Genomic DNA, 18,120 nt, shown 5'->3' on the forward strand with positions numbered 1-18,120 from the left:
CGATATCAAGCCTCCGATATGAATCGCCTCCGTTGAGGCCAATCGGGTGAAGGCAAACCGGGATTGGTCGGCCAGGAGGCGCTGTTCAGATGGATGACCTTCAGTATGGAACGCGCGACAAACGCGGAAACTGGGTCCCGCGCCGCCGCGCCGAACCGGTGCCGATCTGGCATCGCCCGTTCAACGCCAAGAAGGTACTAGCTTGGATTCCCGAGTTTCTGTGGCCTTGGAACGCGTTCCACATGGCCACGGCAATCATTTGGGTCAACTTGCTCATTCCGAGCTGGGACAGCCTGGCTTCCTTTTCGCTGCTCAACTACCTTTGGCTTTACGGCCTGAACGCGGGGGGCATTTTTCTCTTCTACGGGTTCTTTGAGCTGCGCTATTACATCCAGCGCAAGCAAGAGACGCGCTTCAAGTATAATCCAAAATTCCCCTCCGACGCGCCGTCCGACGTCTTCTGGTTTCAGAGCCAGAATATCGACAATTTCGGCCGATCGTTTTTCATCACCATACCGCTGTGGACCGTGGTCGAAATCGTGATGCTTTGGGCCTACGCCAATAGCTGGGCGGTCTGGCTGCCCTGGACGACGAATTGGCTTTACCTATCGTTCCTCGTCATCATCGCGCCGGCCGTGCACGAGATCTATTTCTTCTTCCTGCACCGCGCCATCCATTGGCAGCCGCTCTACAAATGGGTGCACTCGGTTCACCACAACTCGATCAACCCCAGTCCGTGGTCGTCGCTGTCCATGCATCCGGTGGAAGGGTTCCTCTACCATGCCGAAGCCTGGCTGCACCTGCTGATCCCATCCAACCCGGTCTGCGCGTACTTCACGCTGCATGGGGCCGGCTTCGGAGCGGTGAATGGCCATCTTGGGTTTGAGACCTTCGAACTTACCGACAAGGTCAAGCTCGATAGCCATTCCTACGTCCACTACCTGCACCACAAGTATTTCGAGGTGAACTACGGCGGTGACGGTCTGGTCCCTCTCGATAAGCTTTTCGGCACTTGGCACGACGGAAGCAAGGAGGCCGACGAGGCTATGAAGGCGCGCTTTCGCAAGAAGAAAGAAAAGCTCCGCGCCAAGCAGGAAGCCCCCGACGGCAGGGCCTCTGACATGCCGGCAGAGTAATCAACAGTCGCTGTTTCGCTTTGTGTGCCCGGAGGAGGGTGAGCGGATCGGCCATGTTTTTTCAAACCCGCGGGGCGGGTCAACCTGGGAGGAAGACCATGAAACTTTTCAAGACGCTCGTGTCGGCAACGGTGCTTACCGCATTCAGCACCGGCGTGACGCTCGCCGCCGACATCTTCGTTATCGGCGGCAAGCCGGACGATCCATTCTGGTCGATCGTCAAGCGTGGTGCCGAAGACGCCGGGAAGGTCGTTGAAGCTCAAGGCGGTAAAGTCACCTGGCTCGGGCCGCAGAACTACGACAATCTGGGTGTGGACGCGGCCGAACTGATCCGCCAAGCCATCGACCAGAAGGCCGACGCCATTGTCGGTCCTGACTGGGTGCCGGAAGCCATGGATCCGGCGTTCAAGGCGGTTGTGGACGCTGGCATCCCGCTTGTCATCTACAATGCCGGCGGTTTGCAGGCGGCAGATCGCCTCGGCGCCATGAACTATGTCGGCTCGGACGACTACAAGGGCGGCGTCGCCGGCGGCGAGTATCTCGCCAAGGCCGGCAACAAGAAAGGCGTCTGCATCAACACACTGCCGGGTGCGGCCAATATCGAGGCCTATTGTGGTGGCTTCAAGGAGGGGATGAAGAATGGCGGCGGCGAGGCCGATGTGTTGCCGTTGCCAGCCACCTCTTTCGGCTCGGCAACAGCAGTAGCGCAGGCGGTGAAGGCCTATCTTCTGCAGCATCAAGACGTGACCGCTGTGTTCACCATCGGCAATGTCGACGCCAATTCGGCCATGAACGGCCTCACCCAGGCCGGCAAGGCCGGGCAGGTTCAGCTGTGCGGCATCAACTTTGACGAGACCATCCTGAACAACATCAGAGATGGGAAGCAGGCCTGCGCGATCGACCAGCAGGGCTACTGGCAAGGCTACCTCGCCGTCTCGATCTTGAATGGCAAGATAAACTACGGGCTGACTGTGCCGACGCGCGAGATCCTCACCGGTCCTGGTATCATCGACAAGAACACTGTCGAGCTGACCATTGCCGGCGTGAAGGCCGGCGCGCGCTAGGTGTCCTTACGACCGCCCGCCTTGTGAGGCGGGCGGTCAGTTCTTTGTACTTCCATAGCGACCGCAATTTTGGCGCTCGATAACTCGCGGATTACCCATGATGACGGCACATCCCGTGACATCCACCCCAACGCCGTTGGCAAACCGCGGCGGTTCTGGACTGGCCCTGGGTCGTCTCGCGCGGCGGCCCGAGACGGGCTCGTTCCTGGGCATGGTCGCAGTCTTTCTGTTCTTCGCCATATTCGGAGGCAGTGGCTTTTTGTCAGCAGCCGGTACGGCCAGTTGGCTGAGCATCGCCTCCGAGATCGGCATCATCGCTCTGCCGATAGGGCTGCTGATGATCGCTGGTGAGCTGGACATCTCGGTCGGCGCCGTGATTCCCGCGGCCTCCCTAACGGCTGCGATCATATCCGGCTACTATGGCCTGCCTGATTGGCTCGGCATCACGGCCGCGCTTGGGCTCGGTCTCGCCATCGGCTTGATCAACGGCGTGTTCGTCACGCGAACCACGATCCCGTCGCTGATAATCACAATAGGAACGATGTTCGGCACAATGGGCCTGACGCTGGGTCTTACGGTGATGATCGCCGGCAGCACCGGTGTCTCGCTGGTACCCGACGAACTCACGAAGATGCTTCTCGGCCAATATCTCGGGGGCATGTTCCAAGTGACGATTCTCTGGTGGCTCGTCTACATCGCCGCCCTTCTCTGGCTCCTCCACATTTCGCCCGTGGGCAACTGGATCTATGCACTCGGGGGCGACAAGGAGAGCGCGCGCAACGCGGGCATCCCCACCAAACGGCTTACCATCGGTCTATTCATGCTTTCGGGGTTTTCCGCCGCGTTCATCGGAGTCAGCCAGGTGATGGTTTACCAGAGCTCTCAGGTTCTGGCTGGGCAGTCCTTCATCTTCAATTCGATCATGTGCGTGGTCATCGGGGGCGTTCTGCTTACCGGCGGATTTGGCTCGGTCGTAGGTATCGTGTTCGGCACGATCACCTTCTCCATCGTAAACCAGGGCATCTACTTCACGGGTATCGATCCCAACATGGGAAGCGTCATCATCGGCGCGCTTCTCCTGATCGCCGTGCTCACCAACGACACCTTTCGGCAGCTGGCGCTCAGCTACTCATCGAAGAAGGCTTGAGGGACCGCCATGACTGAGGCAATCAAATCCTTGTTGCGCCGCCCGGAAGCCGGCTCGATCCTCAGCCTGATCGGGGTGGTGCTGTTCTTCGTGTTTTTCGGTGGCGTGGACCTGGGCACACTCCTTGGCGCGGCGAGCTGGGTGAATTTCGCCGCCAATCTCGGCATTGTCGCCATTCCGGTCGGTCTGCTGATGATCTCGGGTGAACTCGACATCTCCATCGGCGCATTGATCCCCGCGGGCTCTATGACCACCGCCATCCTTAGCGGCTACTATGACCTGCCCATCGCGGTAGGCATGGCCGGCGCCCTGGCGGTCGGCGTGGCGGTCGGCCTCGTCAATGGTTTGCTGACGATCCGCACCTCGGTGCCTTCGTTGATCATCACGCTCGCCACCCTGGTTGCGATGCAGGGCTTGGTGCTCAGTGGCTCCGTGTTGTTAACTGGCAACGCCAGCGTTGCCGTCACCGCTCCCGAATGGGCCAAATTCCTGTTCGGACAGCTTATCGGTGGAAGCCATCAGGTCATCATCGTCTGGTGGGTGGTGTTCGCTGTCATCATTGGCTTCGTGCTGCACAAGACCCGCTATGGCAACTGGCTGTTTGCAATGGGCGGCGATCGCGTCAGCGCCCGCAATGCAGGCATACCGACAAACCGCATGACCATCGCACTGTTCGTGCTGTCCGCCGTTAGCGCCACATTCGTTGGCATGTGCCAGGCGATCCTGTTCAACTCGGCCCAGGTTTCCGGCGGAATGAACTTCATCTTCAACGCGATCGTGTCCGTGGTGGTCGGCGGCGTGCTGCTCACGGGAGGGTTCGGCTCGGTCATCGGCATCTTCGTCGGTACCATCACGTTCGCCATTGTCAGCCAGGGCATCTACTTCACCCAGATCGACCGGAACTGGTCGAACCTGATCATCGGCGTGATGCTTTTGACGGCGGTTCTGATGAATCAGGCATTCCGGGAACTGGCTCTGTCTTATTGGCGAGGTTCAAAACAAAGCGTGCCGAGGGCACCCATACAGCACTGAGCGATGCGGCTGCAGTTGCGATCAGCGACTGCTTGGAAGAACGAAAGATGCGACAATCATGAGCGAAAAACCTGCCATTCTCGAACTGAAAAATGTCAACAAGTCTTTCGGCCCGATCGACGTGTTGCATAACATCTCGCTGCAAATTCGCCGGGGTGAGGTCTTGTGTCTCCTCGGCGACAACGGCGCCGGGAAGTCCACTCTCATCAAGGTGTTGGCAGGCGTCCACAAACCGACCAGCGGCGAGATCCTGATGGACGGAAAGGCGGTCAGCTTCGACCGTCCGAGCGCTGCGCAGGAGCGGGGCATTGCCACCGTGCACCAGTTCGGCGGAACGTTCCCCTTAATGAGCATTGGCCGCTCCTTCTTCGTTGGGTTGGAGCCGACAAAGGGTTGGGGTCCGTTCAAGATCTACGACCGCAAGCGCGCCAACGAGATCGCGGTGAAAGCGGTGCGGGATTTCGGCATCACGCGTATCGACGACGGCGACCGGCTGGTCGGTGGCCTGTCAGGCGGCGAACGCCAGTCTTTGGCCATTGCCCGCGCCGTGCATTTCGGCGCTCGTGTTCTGATCCTCGATGAGCCGACGGCAGCGCTCGGCGTCAAGCAGGCAGCTCACGTGCTGCGCATCGTCAATGAAGCCAAGCGGCGCGGTCTCGCGGTCGTCTTCATCACCCACCAGGTGATGCACGCGATGGCGGTGGGAGACCATTTCGCCGTCCTCATTCGCGGTGCGATCGCCGCCGATTTCCGGAAGCGCGAGAAGACCCGCGAGGAGATCACCGACCTGATGGCCGGCGGTGAAACCATGGCTGACCTCGAGGCGGAAATCGAGCATGAATTGCATGCATGATCACAATGACAATGCGCCGTCTTTCGAGCTGGATCGGCGGGCGGCTCGATCGTTTTCCTCGGGAAACCTCTGCCGTCGACCGGCCCTGATGACCCTTGGCGCCACTAGCCACTTCACGTCGAACAAAGCAGAAGAAATATGACAATACGGATTGCTGTGATCGGTGCCGGTGTGATGGGCGCCGACCACGCCAGGATAGTGGCGGAAGACCTTCCCGGAGCAAGCCTTCAGCTGGTGTGCGATAGGGATGAGGCGCGTGCCCGCACTGTGGCCGACACCTTTGGTGCGCTCGACATCTCCACCGATCCAGAAGGCGTTGTTGCGCGGAAGGACGTGGACGCAATCATCGTGGCGAGCCCTGACGCCACGCATGCGCCGCTGTCGAAGGCCTGCATTGCCGCCGGCAAGCGTGTCTTGTGCGAAAAACCCCTCTCGCAAGCGTCCGCTGACTGTATAGCGGTGATGGAGGCCGAACAGAAGTCGGGCGCGAAATTCGTCCAGCTTGGTTTCATGCGGCGCTACGATCGCTCCTACGAAGAGATTAAGCGGGCGCTCGCAGACGGCCGCCTTGGCCAGCCCCTGATGATGCACAATTTTCACCGCAATGTCGAAACGCCGGCTGCAGATTTCACCGGCGCTATGGCTATCACCAATTCGGCTCCACACGAGTTCGATGTCGTGCGCTATGTGCTCTCGACGGAATATGCGTCGATCTCAGCCTTCCAGCCAAAGCGCTCAGATGCCCGAGTCGCGCCTGTCTTCATGGTGCTGGAGACGGTCGATGGCCAACTCGTCAACATCGAGATCAACAACAATGCCGCCTATGGTTACGATGTCCGTGCCGAGCTGATCGGCGAGCGGGGGACCGTTGCGATGAACAACGTCGCCTACACTCGCATCGATTCTGCGCTTGCACAGAGCACGAGCTACGACGCCGACTGGCGAACCCGCTATGCCGATGCCTACCGTCGGCAGAACCGCGACTTCCTACGCTTCGCCATGACTGGTGAGTTCCCGGCAACCGCTGCGAATTGCTGGGACGGTTATTGCGCCGCCGTCGTTGCCGAGGCGGGCGTGAAGGCGTTGCACGAGGGCCGCCGCATACCCGTCCAAATGATTGCAAAGCCGGAGTTTTACACGTGAAGCTGGGTTTCGTTTCAGACAGCCTCGGCAACCTGCCCTTCGAAACGATGCTGGATCATGCGAAGCGCATGGGTGTCTCCGGCGTCGAGGTAAACACCTGTGGCTGGTCCACCGCGCCGCATTTTCGGCTTTCGCCCATGCTGGGCAACAGGGAAGGCCAGAAGCGCTTCGTTGGCGCGTTCGAGGAGCGCGGCCTGGAAATCATCAGCCTCAACGCAAACGGCAACCCGCTACACCCGACCGACCCGGCCCAGGGCGAAGGGCTGAAAACCACTATTCGCGTCGCGGGCGAAATGGGCATCCGGACGGTCTGCACCATGAGCGGCCTCCCGGCCGGCAACGCTGCAGATACCATGCCCAACTGGGTCGTCTCGTCGTGGCCTCCGGAAACACAGGCCATTTTGAAATACCAGTGGGAAGAGAAGCTGATTCCCTTCTGGACCGAGATCGTGGCGTTGGCTGAAGAGAACGGCGTGGAGCGCATCGCGCTTGAACTCCACGGCAACCAGTGTGTCTTCAACGTGCCCTCGCTTCTGAAGCTGCGACAGGCGGTCGGACCGGTCGTAGGGGCGAATCTGGACCCTTCGCATCTGTTCTGGATGGGTGCCGACCCGCTGGCGGCGGCCCAATCGTTGGGCGAGGCGGTTTATCACGTTCATGCCAAGGACACGATGCTCAACGCACCAGTGCAGGCGACGACATCTCTGCTCGAGAATGGCAGCCTGATGGATCTTCCGGCCCGGTCATGGAGCTACATCACGCTTGGCTTCGGCCATGGCGAGGAGTGGTGGCGGCAATTCTGCTATCGCCTCAAGATGGCCGGCTATGACGGCTGGCTTTCCATCGAGCATGAGGACGTGCTCCTGAACTCCCTGGAGGGACTCGAAAAGTCCGTGGCGCTACTGCAGGGGGTCATGCCGTCCGCCCCCGCCGACTACAAACCGCAAGCCATCTGAAGGAAGGTTCCATGCCTTGGATCGACGCCTGTGCCGCCGACGACATCGAAGCCGAGGAAGCCAAGCGCTTCGATCATGGCGGTCGCACCTTTGCGATCTTTCGAAATGATGCGGACGAATATTTCTGCACCGACGGGCTTTGCACGCACGAGAGTATTCACCTCGCTGACGGTCTCGTAATGGGGAATACAGTGGAGTGTCCTAAACACGCATCCGTCTTCGACTTCACGACTGGGGACGTAGAGACCCCGCCAGCTTGCGAGAATCTCAAGACATACAAAACGAAGGTCGAAAATGGCCGCATCATGATCGAGATCTGAGCCATATGGACCAGCCGTTCCAGCTTGCAGCCTGCGCCGAGATGCTCTGGCGCGATCGCCCGATTACTTGGCGCGCCGAAATGAATTGGCCATTCATCGCCAAAGCGCTGTTTGACATACAAGGCTGCCTGATCCCCTGCGGAGGCTGATTATGGGCATGTATCATAACCGTCCTCATGTCGAGGACATCCGCAAGATGAAGAAGAGCGGACAGAAAATCTCCATGCTCTTCGTCAGCACCCCGGATGAGGCGGCTGCCGCAGCCGCCGCCGGCATCCATATGCTCTCCATCGAAGGTCGATATTTCGATCCGGAAATGCGCCAGGCAGCCGGCGATTGTTTCGTACAAGTCGGTTTGCCATATGGCAGCTATGGGAGTTTCGCGGGCCGCCCGCTCGCAACAGCGGAGGACTATCTGCGTGCAGCGTTCCACTTTGCCGGCATGGGCGGCGACGCCTTTTATTGTGCGGCGTCATACGACATCCAGAAGACGTTATGCGACAACTACATTCCCGTCGTTGGCCATATCGGCCTGGTGCCGTCTTATATCACCTGGACGGGTTGGCGCGCAGTCGGCAAGACCGCCGACGAAGCAGTGTGCATTTGGCGACACACCCAAAAGCTGGAGCAAATAGGAGTCTTCGGCGCGGAACTGGAAGTCGTCCCAGATCGCGTCGCGAAATTCCTCACCGAAAACTCCTCGCTTGTCATGCTAGGCATGGGCGCTGGCAAATATGCCGATGCGCAGTACCTCTTCACAGAAGATGTTTGCGGTTACGGCAAGAACCATAAGCCGCGACACGGAAAAGTTTATCGAAACCTTGGCCCTGAGCTGGAGAAGATTCAGGACGAGCGCGTCGCTGCCTTTAAGGATTACAAGGCAGACGTCGATTCAGGCAGATATCCCGGTTGCGAGCACACGGTTCCAATTGTGGATGCCGAGTTCGATATCTTCATGAAAATAGTTAAAGGTTGAGAACTATGTCTGTGGGCCCATCTTGTCCCTCACCGACATGCGGTCGACCGCGCGTATCAGTTGACAACCGACGAGCGCCATCGCTTGACGATCTCAAAGCGCTGATTGCCAAAAGGGAACTGACACTTCCGGCGAAGTCGGAGGCTGTCGCCCGGGTGATATTTGCGGAGCCGGATTACGTGGCTTTCGAAAATGCCGCCGCAATCGCGCGCCGATGCCATGTATCACCCGCGACCGTGTCCCGACTTGCATCGCGTCTCGGGTTTGGATCGTTTGAGGAAATGCAGAGCAGCTTCCGAAATCATATTCTGCATCGATTCAAACTTCAGGAAGAACACGTGAAGGCGAACTGCTGAGAAGGACCATGGCATAAAAGTGGCGCTTGCCTGCTGCGCCAAACAGTCATGCCGGGACGCCCATTCATTCTCCACTCCAACGCCATCCCAGACGGGTTAACCAACTTCTAACTCACAGCGATTCGCAGGCCGGTGTCATCGAAAAGATGCAGATGGCTGGTATCGAACTTCAGATCCACCGTGTCGCCGGAAGCCACCGGATATTGTCCGGCGACAACCGCCAGCATGGTCTGGCCGCCGCTTGTCCTGGTGTGGACGATCGTCTCGGAGCCGAGGGCTTCGACCAGCGCGACGCGGGCCGCAACGTCTCCCTTGCCGGCATCGGCGAGGCTGATGTGATGTGGCCGCAGCCCGAGCGTCACGTCGCCATTGGCCGCGCTGACGTTCCCGTCGATCTCGAATCCGGCTGAACCGTCCAGCGTGAGGCTTGACCGGCCAGTGCCCCCGGGTGCCACCTTTACCGGCAGGAAGTTCATACGCGGTGCACCGATGAAACCGGCGACGAACAGATTGGCCGGATGGTTGTAGAGCTCGAGCGGCGTGCCGATCTGCTCGATGCGGCCGGCGCGCAGCACGACGATGCGGTCGGCAAGCGTCATCGCCTCGATCTGGTCGTGCGTGACATAGACCATCGTCGCCGACAGCCGCTCGTGCAGCGCGGCCAGTTCGGCGCGTGTCGAGATGCGCAACTCGGCGTCGAGATTGGACAGCGGCTCGTCGAGCAGGAAAGCGGTTGGATTGCGCACGATGGCGCGGCCGATCGCGACGCGCTGGCGCTGGCCGCCGGAGAGCTGGCCGGGGCGCCGGTCGAGATATGGCGCGATTTCCAGCATCCGCGCGGCTTCGGCGATGCGCGCATCGATTTCGGCGCGCGCCATACGGGCGTTCTCCAGTCCGAAGGCCAGGTTCTGGCGCACGCTCATGTGCGGGTACAGCGCGTAGGATTGGAACACCATCGCCAATCCCCTGTCGGCGGCCGGAACGGTGGTCACGTTCTTGCCGTCGATCGCGATGGCGCCGCCTGTCGGCCGGTCAAGCCCGGCGATGAGCCGCAGCAGCGTGGACTTGCCGCAGCCGGAGGGGCCGACGAAGACGATCAGCTCGCCGTCAAGGATGTCGAGATTTATGTCGTGCAGCACGCCGACCTTGCCGAAAGCCCTCGATACGCCGGTAAGTGTGATCTGGCTCATGATAGCCTCTATTTCAGACCGGAGCCGGCAATGCCGGTGGTGATGAAGCGCTGAAGGAAAATGAACACCAGCACGACCGGGATCATGGTGACGACGGTCATGGCCAGGATGTAATGCCATTGCACATTGAGTTGGCCGGCATAGGTGTTGAGACCAACCTGCAGAGTATAGACCTCCTTGCGCGACAAGACGATCAGTGGCCAGAGGAAGTCGTTCCAGCGCCAGACCACGGAAAAGATCGCCAGTACCGCCAGCGCCGGGGCGGTCAGCGGCAGGATGATGCGCCAGTAGATCTGCCATTCCGACGCCTTGTCCATGCGCGCTGCATCGATCAGCTCGTCGGGGATCGTCAGCATGTACTGGCGCAGCATGAAGACGCCCGTGGGCGTCGCCACTGTGGGCAGGATCACGCCCCATAGCGAATTGAACAGTCCCATTGCCGAGATGACCGAATAGAGCGGCACCAGAATTACGGAGAGCGGCACCATCAGCGTCGCGACGATGAGCATCATCACAGCGGAGCGTCCCCGAAAATTGTACTTCGACAGAGCGAACGCGGCCATCGAATTGGTCAGCAGCGTAATCAGGGTGGCGACCACGGTGACGAAGACCGAGTTGCGCAGGTAGAGGAAGAAGTCAAAGGCGAGGAAAGGCTGGACATAATTGTCGAGCGCGAAGGCGATGCTGCGCTTTGGCGTACGGTTGCGGATGTTGACGCGTATGATCTCACCCGGGTTGGCGGGATCGACCATCTGCGCGACGGTGCCGAGGCGGCGCACTTCGGCGAGCACGCGCACGCTGCCGTCGTCATTGCGAACTTCAAAGAGTTGCAGCGGCTCCTCATACCCTTCCACGATCGCTTCGGCGGTGACATAGGGCAAAACAGTCGGCGGGAACTCGGCCAGCGCCGCAGGCGTCTTGAACGACGAGTTGACCAGCCACAGCGCCGGGCCGAACATGACAAGCAGCCCGCCGATCAGCCAGAACCAGGTGAAAACGTCGGTCCAGTGCCAGCCGGCGCCGCCGCGCCGGCGGAACAGAAATTCCGCAACCCTGCTCATCGCATTTTGCCCCGCTGCTCGTTGCGCCTTGCGATGCCCAACTGGATCAAGGTCAGCACGACCAGCACCGCTCCCATGAGGATCGAGGCCGCGGAGGCTAGCCCCGGATTGCGCAGCATCGAGGCGAAGCCGACCTCGTAGATGTACTGCGTGAGGAACAGCGTGCTGGTCCCGGGACCGCCGCCGGTCAGCACATAGATCTCATCGAATATCTGCACGGCGCGGATGAGTGTCAGCACCAGCACGACCAGGAGGTTGGGCGCCAGCAAGGGCAGGGTTATGCGCCAGAAGACGCGCATGGGCCGCGTGCCGTCCATCTCGGCGGCCTCATAGAGGTCTTTCGGAATGGCCTGAAGGCCGGCGAGAAGGATCAGCGCATAGAAGCCGACATGGGCCCAGACCGACACCATGATCGCGGCGGTGAAGGCCCAGTTGCGCTCCACCAGCCAGTTGACCGGGGTTCCGCCCGCCTCGAACACCATCAGGTTGAGCAGTCCCTGCCGCTGCAGGATCCAGCGCCAGATGAGACCGACCACGACCGGCGACAAAAGCACAGGGAAGAAGAACACGGCGCGCCAGAAACTGCGCGCACGCAACTCACGGTTGAGTACGAGTGCGGTGACAAGCGCCACGGCGACCATCATCGCCACTTGCAGCACGACGAAGGCCAGGGTGTTCCAAACCGCGATCCAGAACAGGTCCTCCGTGCAGCTCTTCGGGTCGAGATAGCTGCCGCAACTGAACAGCCGCCCATACTGATCGGCGCCGACGAAGGTGCGCTCGCCGAGGAACAGCGCCCCGCCACCGGTCATCGAATAGAGGATGTTGATGACCAGCGGAAACAGCACGAAAATGCCGAACACCAGCATGTTCGGCGCCAGGAAAAACACGGCCATGCCATTGCTGCCCGTGCGCCGTTGCAACATGCGCAGTGGCGTATCGAAAACATTCGCAAGCCAGCCGACCGGCGCCAGGATCATGGCGCCGGCGCGGGTTGCTATGCCGTTTCGGACGTCTGCCATGACACTGCCGCGACGCTACTTCGATGCCTCGGCCACCTGTGCCTTGATGTCCTCGTCGATGCGGACGAAAGCCTCGTCGAGCTTCAGCTCGCCGGCCATGACCTGACTGATGCGGGTCACCAGCGCGCCATAGACCGGAGTTCCCCATTTCCATGCTGGCAGGGCGGCGGCATTCGGCGCGATCTTGCCCGATGCCTTCAGGAAGGCTTCGAGCGACGCCTTGACGTTCTCGTCATCGGTCTTGTAATCGATCTTGCCGGCGAGAACGCCCTTGTGTGCGGGCAGGAACAGGGTGCGCTCGGTGAATTCGCGCATGATGTCCTCGCGGCCCAGGAAGTCCATCACCTTGCCGACTTCAGCGGCGTTCTTGGTGTATTTGACGGCGACCAGCGCGGCGCCGCCCGGCATGCCGGTGCAGGCGGCGGTGCCGCACGGCGAGCCCGTCGCCACCCAGTCGAAGTTCTTGCCGATCTTGCTGGCCAGGTTGGCAACCTGCCAACTGCCCGAATAATAGTAGGCAATCTGCCCATTGATGAAGTCGTCGGCCCCGGCGCGATAGGTGGTGCCCGACGCCGACACCCAGATTTCCTTGTTCATGCGGCCGTCGGCAACCCAATTGACCAGCTTTTCGGCGAAGGCTTTCGTGCCGGCGTCAATCGGCGCCGGCAGTCGATCACCGCCGATGTAGTTGGCGCCATAAGAGATGTTCGCCGCCGAGATACGATGGCCGCTGCGGTCGATGGCAAAGGCTGCGTTGAGTTGCTGGCTCTGCTGCACGTTGCCGGCGGCATCGACCCATTCGTCCCAGGTTGCCGTGTCGGCCGGGATCGGCACGCCGGCCTGTTCGAAAAGCGTCTTGTTGACGAAGCCGCCGGTCAGCGTGATCTGGGTCATGAAGCCTGGAATGACCTTGGAACCGTCAGGGCGCATCCAGTCGAACTGGTCGCCGAAATTCGTCTGCCAGTATGCTGGATCGGCAACCACAGGCGTCAGGTCGAGCCAATGATCGGCGAGTTCCTTGATGTTGGTGACGCGGGCGATATCGGGACCCCGTCCTGCCTCGAGTTCGACCGGAAGCTGCTCCTGGACAACCTTGTAGGCGACATTGTCGAGAATGACGTTGATGCCCGGATTGTCTTTCATGAAGCGGTTGAGCAGGTCCTGTATGACCTCGCCCTCGACGCCGTCCGAGTACCACATCACGCGAACGTCGCCTGCGAACGCGGTCGACGACAGAAGGCCCGCCGAAAGGCCCAGGATAATCGAATTCATTCTCATGGTTCACTCTCCTCCGCTTTTGCGGTCTTCACCGCTTGATTGTCGCTGTCCGAGCTGCTTGTCCTGCTCCTTTTGATCCGATCCTCACCTGGTTGCGATGGCGTCGGCCGTGAAGTACGTGGCTTCGCCCGTGACCTGCCAGTCGGCCGGATCGACGACACGGTCCTCAGCCTCTATGCGGCCATCCGGATGGAACAGCACGTCGCCATATTCCGGGTCGTTGACATGCAGAAGGTCGTTTTTTCCGTGGCCGAGCGCGAGCTGAGAAAACTGCGCCTCGAATTTCTCCAGCGACGCATATTGCCGGCGCCGGCCCAAGCGGATGATCCATGCGGCTTGATGGCCCGGCACGCGCAGCTCGTTTCCAGCGGTCGGTCCGCGGCCGACCAGCTCGAAGGCGCTGTCGGCCTTCAGCATCGCGAGCCCATCGCCGCCGCGCGCCGAAGCGATATTTTTCTTGACCCACGCTTCATCGAACGCGCTCTGTGGGAACCAGGCATGGGTAAAGTCGGGTTGCTCGGCAGCGCAGTTGAACAGCACAACGGCCAGGTCGCGGTATTGATGCACGCGCGGCAGAGATCCGGAGCCGCCCCAGTAGGACGGCCGGCCATAGCCCGAATGAATTGTCTCGCCCGGATGGTTGATCCATATCTGCGCGTCGGGATTGCCGCCGAGGCGCAGGTGCAGCACCGTTTCCTGATAACCCCATTCGTTCCAGCGATAGGCTGCTGCGCTTCCCATGGCGTAATCGCGGGTCTTGTAATGGTAGAGCTTGGCGATCCGGTTCTGGCCCTGCGCGAAGCGCCATTCCTGCGCGTCGTCGCCGGCCATGCATGCGATGCCGGTCAGTTCTTGCGGGACGTGGAGCCCATGGTCGCGCAGGCAGAGCGCAAGCTGCGGCAGGGCGTGGAAGCGCATGCCATAAAAACCTTTGCCCCACAGCACGCGTGCAATGCCGGAAAGTTCCAGCGAACGGGCGGCGCGCAGCGTGTGTTCGTAGGAGCGTCCCTGCGCGCCGGTAAGCATGCCCTGCTGAGCCGAGCGGGCGACGATCTCGAGCAGGCGGTTGATCGCAGCCCCGGCACGCCGGCGCACATCGGCATCTGGCCCAAGCGCGTAAAGAATCGTCAATCCCTTGAGATCGATCGGGAAATAAGGCGCGGAGTTGAATTCCGCCATTTCCCATGCCTCGAAATGATCGAGCCAGGCGCGCACGCGGGCAAGACCCACGGTCGACTGCTCCGCGCCGGTGCGCCCCGAGCGGACAAAGCGGGCATCGGGCAAGAGATGGCCGCCGAGATAAGCCGCGGTGTGAAACAGAAGCGCGTGGTTTTCGGAAAAATACCACTGCACGTCGTTGCCCGGCTCATCCATCCAATAGCGGTAATTGAGGATCGCCTCGTCAATGCGGTGACGCAGATCGACCGCAATCCTGTCGCCATAGGCATGACGGCACCAGAGCAGTGGAACCAGGATGAAATCGGCGCAGTCGTGGCAATCCTCGATCGCCGGCAGTGCAGCAGCAATGATGGCGTCGGTTTCGGCGCCGCCACGGCCGGTCGCCAGCCGCGCCAGCGCCCGCACGGTATCGGCCTCCGCCAAATTGGAGACCTGTTCCAGGGCTTCGCCGATCCTGTCGGCAAGGATGGCAGGGGCGCGGCCCTGACGCGCCGCATGACAGATCTCGACGCCGAAGACCCGCCGGGCAACAAAGCCTGAAGATGAGAGCGATACGGCAAAATGCCGGAAGTCGGCGGGAAGGTCTTCCGTGGCGGCGATCGTGATGCGTCTTGCCCCCGCTTCGATGCGGCGGCGGAAGATCACGGGCGCCTCGATCGACATGAAGTCGCCCTCGATCACAACAGCTAAATCCACCGCAACCGGCAGCGCGACATCCGTCACCAGCGCCACTTCGCCGCCGGAATAAAATGGACGCTCGAAATGCATTGCGTCGAGAGCGGCTTCCATGGCCGCCGCGACGTCGCCTTTGACGGTCGTGGGCAAGACCTGTTCGGCAGCTGGGCCTCGGAGATAGTCGAGTTGGAAGAAGTAGCGTGCGTCACGCTCGGCGAGATCGTCGAACCAGATGCTGATCTCGTTGGCGCCGGCGACAAGATCGACCTCGAAATCCTGAGAAGCCTCGAGGTTGCGCCCGTAGGGCGCCATCCAGCCCGCCTCTATCCCGTTGACGAACAAAACGGCGCCGCCGCAGGTGCGCAGCCGCAGCCGCGCCCGGCCGCCCGAGCCTGCGTCGAGCACGGTACTTGCCCAGGTGGCGACCACGGTCGGCCGGAACCAGAAGCCCGACAGGTCGACGCGCGGCGAGCCGAACGGAAGCCAAACACGGTCCGGCTCGAACACGCCCTGCGGCTTGGGCCGTTTCCCGCGGCGTTCGGCGGCAAACTCGGTTCGGCAGGGATATTCGTGCGGGATGAAATTCTTGTGCTTGGTCAGGAAGAAGAAGGGATCCATCTCCCCTTGCATCGGCTGATCCGCAACATCGTAGCGCTGCTCGGACGTCGTGCCGACGAGCCAGTAAACGACGGGGCCGCCGAGCGCGAGCGGCCGGCGCAGCGCAAGATCGTGCGTAATCGGTTCCACGGTGTTCATCGCAGCGTCTCAACGGGCACGGGCGACACGTCGTTATAGGCCTGGTTCTCGCCGGTCATACCCCAGACGAAGGCGTAGGGGCCGGTTCCGCTGCCCATATGGATCGACCAGGCCGGCGAGATGACACAGTCGCCATTGGCCACGATCAGATGGCGGGTATTGTCCGGCCGTCCCATCAGATGGATTACCCGATCTTCCGCCGCGAGATCGAAATAGAGATAGGCTTCCATGCGCCGCTCATGCAGGTGAGGGGGCATGGTGTTCCAGACGCTGCCCGCAGCGAGATCCGTGATGCCCATCAGCAGCAGGCAGGAAGGCGCGACTTCCGGATGAATGTACATGCGCAATGTGCGCTTGTTGGCGCGTCGCTCCTCGCCGAGTTCGAGCGGCTTCGCCTCGGATTTCGTGATCAGCCGATGTTTGATGTCTGCGCCGGCCGGGACCGAGTTCATATAGAACCAGGCCGGGTGCGCGGCGCTGTCGCTTTCGAGCGTCACTTGCTTAGCGCCGCGCCCGACATAGAGCACATCGCGGTTGGCGAGCGCGAAGCGCTGCTGGTCGACGCTCACCGTTCCTGCGCCGCCGAGATTGGCGATGCCCATCTCGCGCGCGGTGAACAGATGCGGCGTGCCGACGTCCGCGCCATCGCCGAAACTCAGCTTCTCTCCGGTTGGGCACGCGCCGCCGACGATCATCCGGTCGACATGGGTGTAAGCGAAGGCGATACGGCCGGGCTCGAACAGCCGCTCCACCAGAAACTCGGCGCGCAGCCGCTCCGTCCCGTAGCCATCGATGTCGCTCGGACCGGCGCCGAAGAGAACGCGCATCGTCATGCCGCTGCCTCGGCAGCTTCGGCATGGATCATCCCCTCGGTGAGGCAGAGGATCGCCAGGGCCTGGCCGTAGCCGGTAGGCTGGATCGGGATGTCGCGGTAGAACTGGAGATCATGGCCCATGCGGGTGCCATAGGAAACGTTTCCGAGCACGCCGTTCTCGTCGATGCTGGCCAGCACCGCGTCGAGTGCGCGCCGGCCCGCCGGACCGCACGCCTTGGGCCCGACGCCCAGGCGCGCAGCTTTCATGAGACCATAGCCGATGCCGGCGGTGGCCGACATCTCCTCATAGGAGGTCGGGTCATCGAGCAAAGTGTGCCATGCTCCCGATGGCGCCTGCAGGCGCAGCAGCGCTTCGATCTGCGCTTCCAGCACGCCGAGCAGATAGGCTTCGACTGGCTTGCCGACACCGCCATTTTCGATCAGGTCGAGGATGCCGACTGTGATCCAGGCGTTGCCGCGGGCCCAGAGAGCGCCGGCAAAATTATGTCGGCCGGCAAATGTCCAGCCATGGAACCACAAGCCGGTTTTCGGGTCGGCGAGATAGCGCGCATGGACGAGGAACTGGCGAACAGCCTCGTCGATGCAAGCCTGCCGGCCGGCCGCGCGGCCGTGGAAAGCGAGGAACAGGCCGGCCATGAACAACGTGTCGTCCCACAATTCGTCGTCGTTGATCTTGTCTGAGACATTGTGCTGGAACCCGCCCTCGGGCGTGCGAGGCATGTCGCGAAGCAGCCTTTCGGCCCATTGGCCGAGAGGCGTTTCCCAGCGCGGGTCGCGTGTCTCCCCCCAGAGCAATGCCAGCGCCATCATCGGAGCGGTGGTGTTGATGTTCATCGGCGGCAGGCCCGCCCTTAAATGGCGCTCGTACCAGTCTTCGATTGTCTTTAGGAGTTTCGGGTCGCGGTTGTGCCGCCAGAGGCAAACGAGGCCGTAGAGGCCTACACCCTGCGGCCATTCCCAGGAATCGAAGCTGATGTAGTCGCCGGCCGTGCCGTCGAGGTTGGGCTCGTCGAAACGGCCGTCATGGCGCAGGCCGGTCATGCCGCGCACGAGCAGGTCGAGCTTTGAGCGCATATCTCTCATGGACGACGCCACCACTCCTCCCAAGTTTGCGCGATGTCGGGCAAATGGGTGCCACAAG

17 protein-coding genes and 1 pseudogene are annotated in these 18,120 nt (G+C 61.3%); 11 read left to right on the forward strand and 7 right to left on the reverse strand.

Annotated features, from left to right (window positions below):
* The first annotated feature begins 89 nt into the window (after positions 1-89).
* The 11 genes and pseudogenes from AC0L2V_RS14000 to AC0L2V_RS14050 all read left to right on the forward strand — a co-directional run bounded on the left by AC0L2V_RS14000 (position 90) and on the right by AC0L2V_RS14050 (position 8,983).
* Complete coding sequence (locus AC0L2V_RS14000; RefSeq protein WP_473520375.1) at positions 90-1,136, forward strand: sterol desaturase family protein; 1,047 nt, start codon at positions 90-92, stop codon at positions 1,134-1,136.
* Positions 1,137-1,234: 98 nt separating this feature from the next.
* Entirely contained in the window at positions 1,235-2,200 is a 966-nt protein-coding gene (locus tag AC0L2V_RS14005) for a sugar ABC transporter substrate-binding protein (protein WP_473520376.1), read from the forward strand.
* Between the two features lie 211 nt (positions 2,201-2,411).
* A complete protein-coding gene (locus tag AC0L2V_RS14010; RefSeq protein WP_473520443.1) occupies positions 2,412-3,347 on the forward strand; it encodes an ABC transporter permease in 936 nt (311 codons plus the stop codon).
* 9 nt (positions 3,348-3,356) lie between these two features.
* Positions 3,357-4,379: an ABC transporter permease gene (locus tag AC0L2V_RS14015; protein WP_091597747.1), complete on the forward strand. Its 1,023-nt coding sequence runs from the start codon at positions 3,357-3,359 to the stop codon at positions 4,377-4,379.
* 58 nt (positions 4,380-4,437) lie between these two features.
* Positions 4,438-5,232 (forward strand): ATP-binding cassette domain-containing protein, encoded by a 795-nt coding sequence (locus tag AC0L2V_RS14020; protein ID WP_287219718.1) that lies wholly within the window; start codon positions 4,438-4,440, stop codon positions 5,230-5,232.
* A 138-nt stretch (positions 5,233-5,370) separates the two neighbouring features.
* Positions 5,371-6,375 (forward strand): Gfo/Idh/MocA family oxidoreductase, encoded by a 1,005-nt coding sequence (locus AC0L2V_RS14025; protein ID WP_473520377.1) that lies wholly within the window; start codon positions 5,371-5,373, stop codon positions 6,373-6,375.
* Positions 6,372-7,331, forward strand: a complete 960-nt coding sequence (locus tag AC0L2V_RS14030; protein WP_473520378.1) for a sugar phosphate isomerase/epimerase family protein — start codon at positions 6,372-6,374, stop codon at positions 7,329-7,331. The genes AC0L2V_RS14025 and AC0L2V_RS14030 overlap by 4 nt, the downstream gene beginning before the upstream one ends.
* Positions 7,332-7,342: 11 nt before the next feature.
* A complete protein-coding gene (locus AC0L2V_RS14035) occupies positions 7,343-7,651 on the forward strand; it encodes a MocE family 2Fe-2S type ferredoxin (RefSeq protein WP_473520379.1) in 309 nt (102 codons plus the stop codon).
* 5 nt (positions 7,652-7,656) lie between these two features.
* Positions 7,657-7,743: pseudogene (locus tag AC0L2V_RS14040) on the forward strand (hydroxypyruvate isomerase); the annotation flags it as partial.
* A gap of 59 nt (positions 7,744-7,802) precedes the next feature.
* A complete protein-coding gene (locus AC0L2V_RS14045) occupies positions 7,803-8,627 on the forward strand; it encodes a 3-methyl-2-oxobutanoate hydroxymethyltransferase (RefSeq protein WP_473520380.1) in 825 nt (274 codons plus the stop codon).
* 5 nt (positions 8,628-8,632) lie between these two features.
* Positions 8,633-8,983: a MurR/RpiR family transcriptional regulator gene (locus AC0L2V_RS14050; protein WP_473520381.1), complete on the forward strand. Its 351-nt coding sequence runs from the start codon at positions 8,633-8,635 to the stop codon at positions 8,981-8,983.
* Positions 8,984-9,090: 107 nt separating this feature from the next.
* Here the strand turns inward: AC0L2V_RS14050 and AC0L2V_RS14055 are convergent, their stop codons facing one another.
* The 7 genes from AC0L2V_RS14055 to bglB form a co-directional block, all read right to left on the reverse strand.
* The gene (locus tag AC0L2V_RS14055) at positions 9,091-10,173 is read right to left on the reverse strand and encodes an ABC transporter ATP-binding protein (protein WP_473520382.1); all 1,083 of its coding nucleotides are present in this window, start codon (positions 10,171-10,173) and stop codon (positions 9,091-9,093) included.
* Positions 10,174-10,181: 8 nt separating this feature from the next.
* Positions 10,182-11,234 (reverse strand): carbohydrate ABC transporter permease, encoded by a 1,053-nt coding sequence (locus AC0L2V_RS14060; protein WP_287073773.1) that lies wholly within the window; start codon positions 11,232-11,234, stop codon positions 10,182-10,184.
* Positions 11,231-12,256, reverse strand: coding sequence for a carbohydrate ABC transporter permease (locus AC0L2V_RS14065; protein WP_473520383.1), 1,026 nt, complete (start codon positions 12,254-12,256; stop codon positions 11,231-11,233). Before AC0L2V_RS14065 ends, AC0L2V_RS14060 begins: the two co-directional genes overlap by 4 nt.
* A 15-nt stretch (positions 12,257-12,271) precedes the next feature.
* Positions 12,272-13,534, reverse strand: a complete 1,263-nt coding sequence (locus AC0L2V_RS14070) for an ABC transporter substrate-binding protein (protein WP_473520384.1) — start codon at positions 13,532-13,534, stop codon at positions 12,272-12,274.
* An 84-nt stretch (positions 13,535-13,618) separates the two neighbouring features.
* Positions 13,619-16,144, reverse strand: coding sequence for a hypothetical protein (locus tag AC0L2V_RS14075; RefSeq protein ID WP_473520385.1), 2,526 nt, complete (start codon positions 16,142-16,144; stop codon positions 13,619-13,621).
* On the reverse strand, positions 16,141-16,977 hold the full coding sequence (kduI, locus tag AC0L2V_RS14080) for a 5-dehydro-4-deoxy-D-glucuronate isomerase (protein ID WP_473520386.1): 837 nt from the start codon (positions 16,975-16,977) through the stop codon (positions 16,141-16,143). Before kduI ends, AC0L2V_RS14075 begins: the two co-directional genes overlap by 4 nt.
* Entirely contained in the window at positions 16,974-18,062 is a 1,089-nt protein-coding gene (gene bglB / locus AC0L2V_RS14085) for a beta-galactosidase BglB (protein WP_473520387.1), read from the reverse strand. The genes kduI and bglB overlap by 4 nt, the downstream gene beginning before the upstream one ends.
* Between the last annotated feature and the right edge of the window lie 58 nt (positions 18,063-18,120).

Source organism: Mesorhizobium sp. WSM4814, assembly GCF_055811595.1.

Coding starts and splice junctions, on each gene's coding strand:
- AC0L2V_RS14000 (WP_473520375.1), top strand. CDS start 90: ATGGATGACCTTCAGTATGGAACGCGCGACAAACGCGGAAACTGGGTC.
- AC0L2V_RS14005 (WP_473520376.1), top strand. CDS start 1,235: ATGAAACTTTTCAAGACGCTCGTGTCGGCAACGGTGCTTACCGCATTC.
- AC0L2V_RS14010 (WP_473520443.1), top strand. CDS start 2,412: ATGGTCGCAGTCTTTCTGTTCTTCGCCATATTCGGAGGCAGTGGCTTT.
- AC0L2V_RS14015 (WP_091597747.1), top strand. CDS start 3,357: ATGACTGAGGCAATCAAATCCTTGTTGCGCCGCCCGGAAGCCGGCTCG.
- AC0L2V_RS14020 (WP_287219718.1), top strand. CDS start 4,438: ATGAGCGAAAAACCTGCCATTCTCGAACTGAAAAATGTCAACAAGTCT.
- AC0L2V_RS14025 (WP_473520377.1), top strand. CDS start 5,371: ATGACAATACGGATTGCTGTGATCGGTGCCGGTGTGATGGGCGCCGAC.
- AC0L2V_RS14035 (WP_473520379.1), top strand. CDS start 7,343: ATGCCTTGGATCGACGCCTGTGCCGCCGACGACATCGAAGCCGAGGAA.
- AC0L2V_RS14045 (WP_473520380.1), top strand. CDS start 7,803: ATGGGCATGTATCATAACCGTCCTCATGTCGAGGACATCCGCAAGATG.
- AC0L2V_RS14050 (WP_473520381.1), top strand. CDS start 8,633: ATGTCTGTGGGCCCATCTTGTCCCTCACCGACATGCGGTCGACCGCGC.
- AC0L2V_RS14055 (WP_473520382.1), bottom strand. CDS start 10,173: ATGAGCCAGATCACACTTACCGGCGTATCGAGGGCTTTCGGCAAGGTC.
- AC0L2V_RS14060 (WP_287073773.1), bottom strand. CDS start 11,234: ATGAGCAGGGTTGCGGAATTTCTGTTCCGCCGGCGCGGCGGCGCCGGC.
- AC0L2V_RS14065 (WP_473520383.1), bottom strand. CDS start 12,256: ATGGCAGACGTCCGAAACGGCATAGCAACCCGCGCCGGCGCCATGATC.
- AC0L2V_RS14070 (WP_473520384.1), bottom strand. CDS start 13,534: ATGAGAATGAATTCGATTATCCTGGGCCTTTCGGCGGGCCTTCTGTCG.
- AC0L2V_RS14075 (WP_473520385.1), bottom strand. CDS start 16,144: ATGAACACCGTGGAACCGATTACGCACGATCTTGCGCTGCGCCGGCCG.
- kduI (WP_473520386.1), bottom strand. CDS start 16,977: ATGACGATGCGCGTTCTCTTCGGCGCCGGTCCGAGCGACATCGATGGC.
- bglB (WP_473520387.1), bottom strand. CDS start 18,062: ATGAGAGATATGCGCTCAAAGCTCGACCTGCTCGTGCGCGGCATGACC.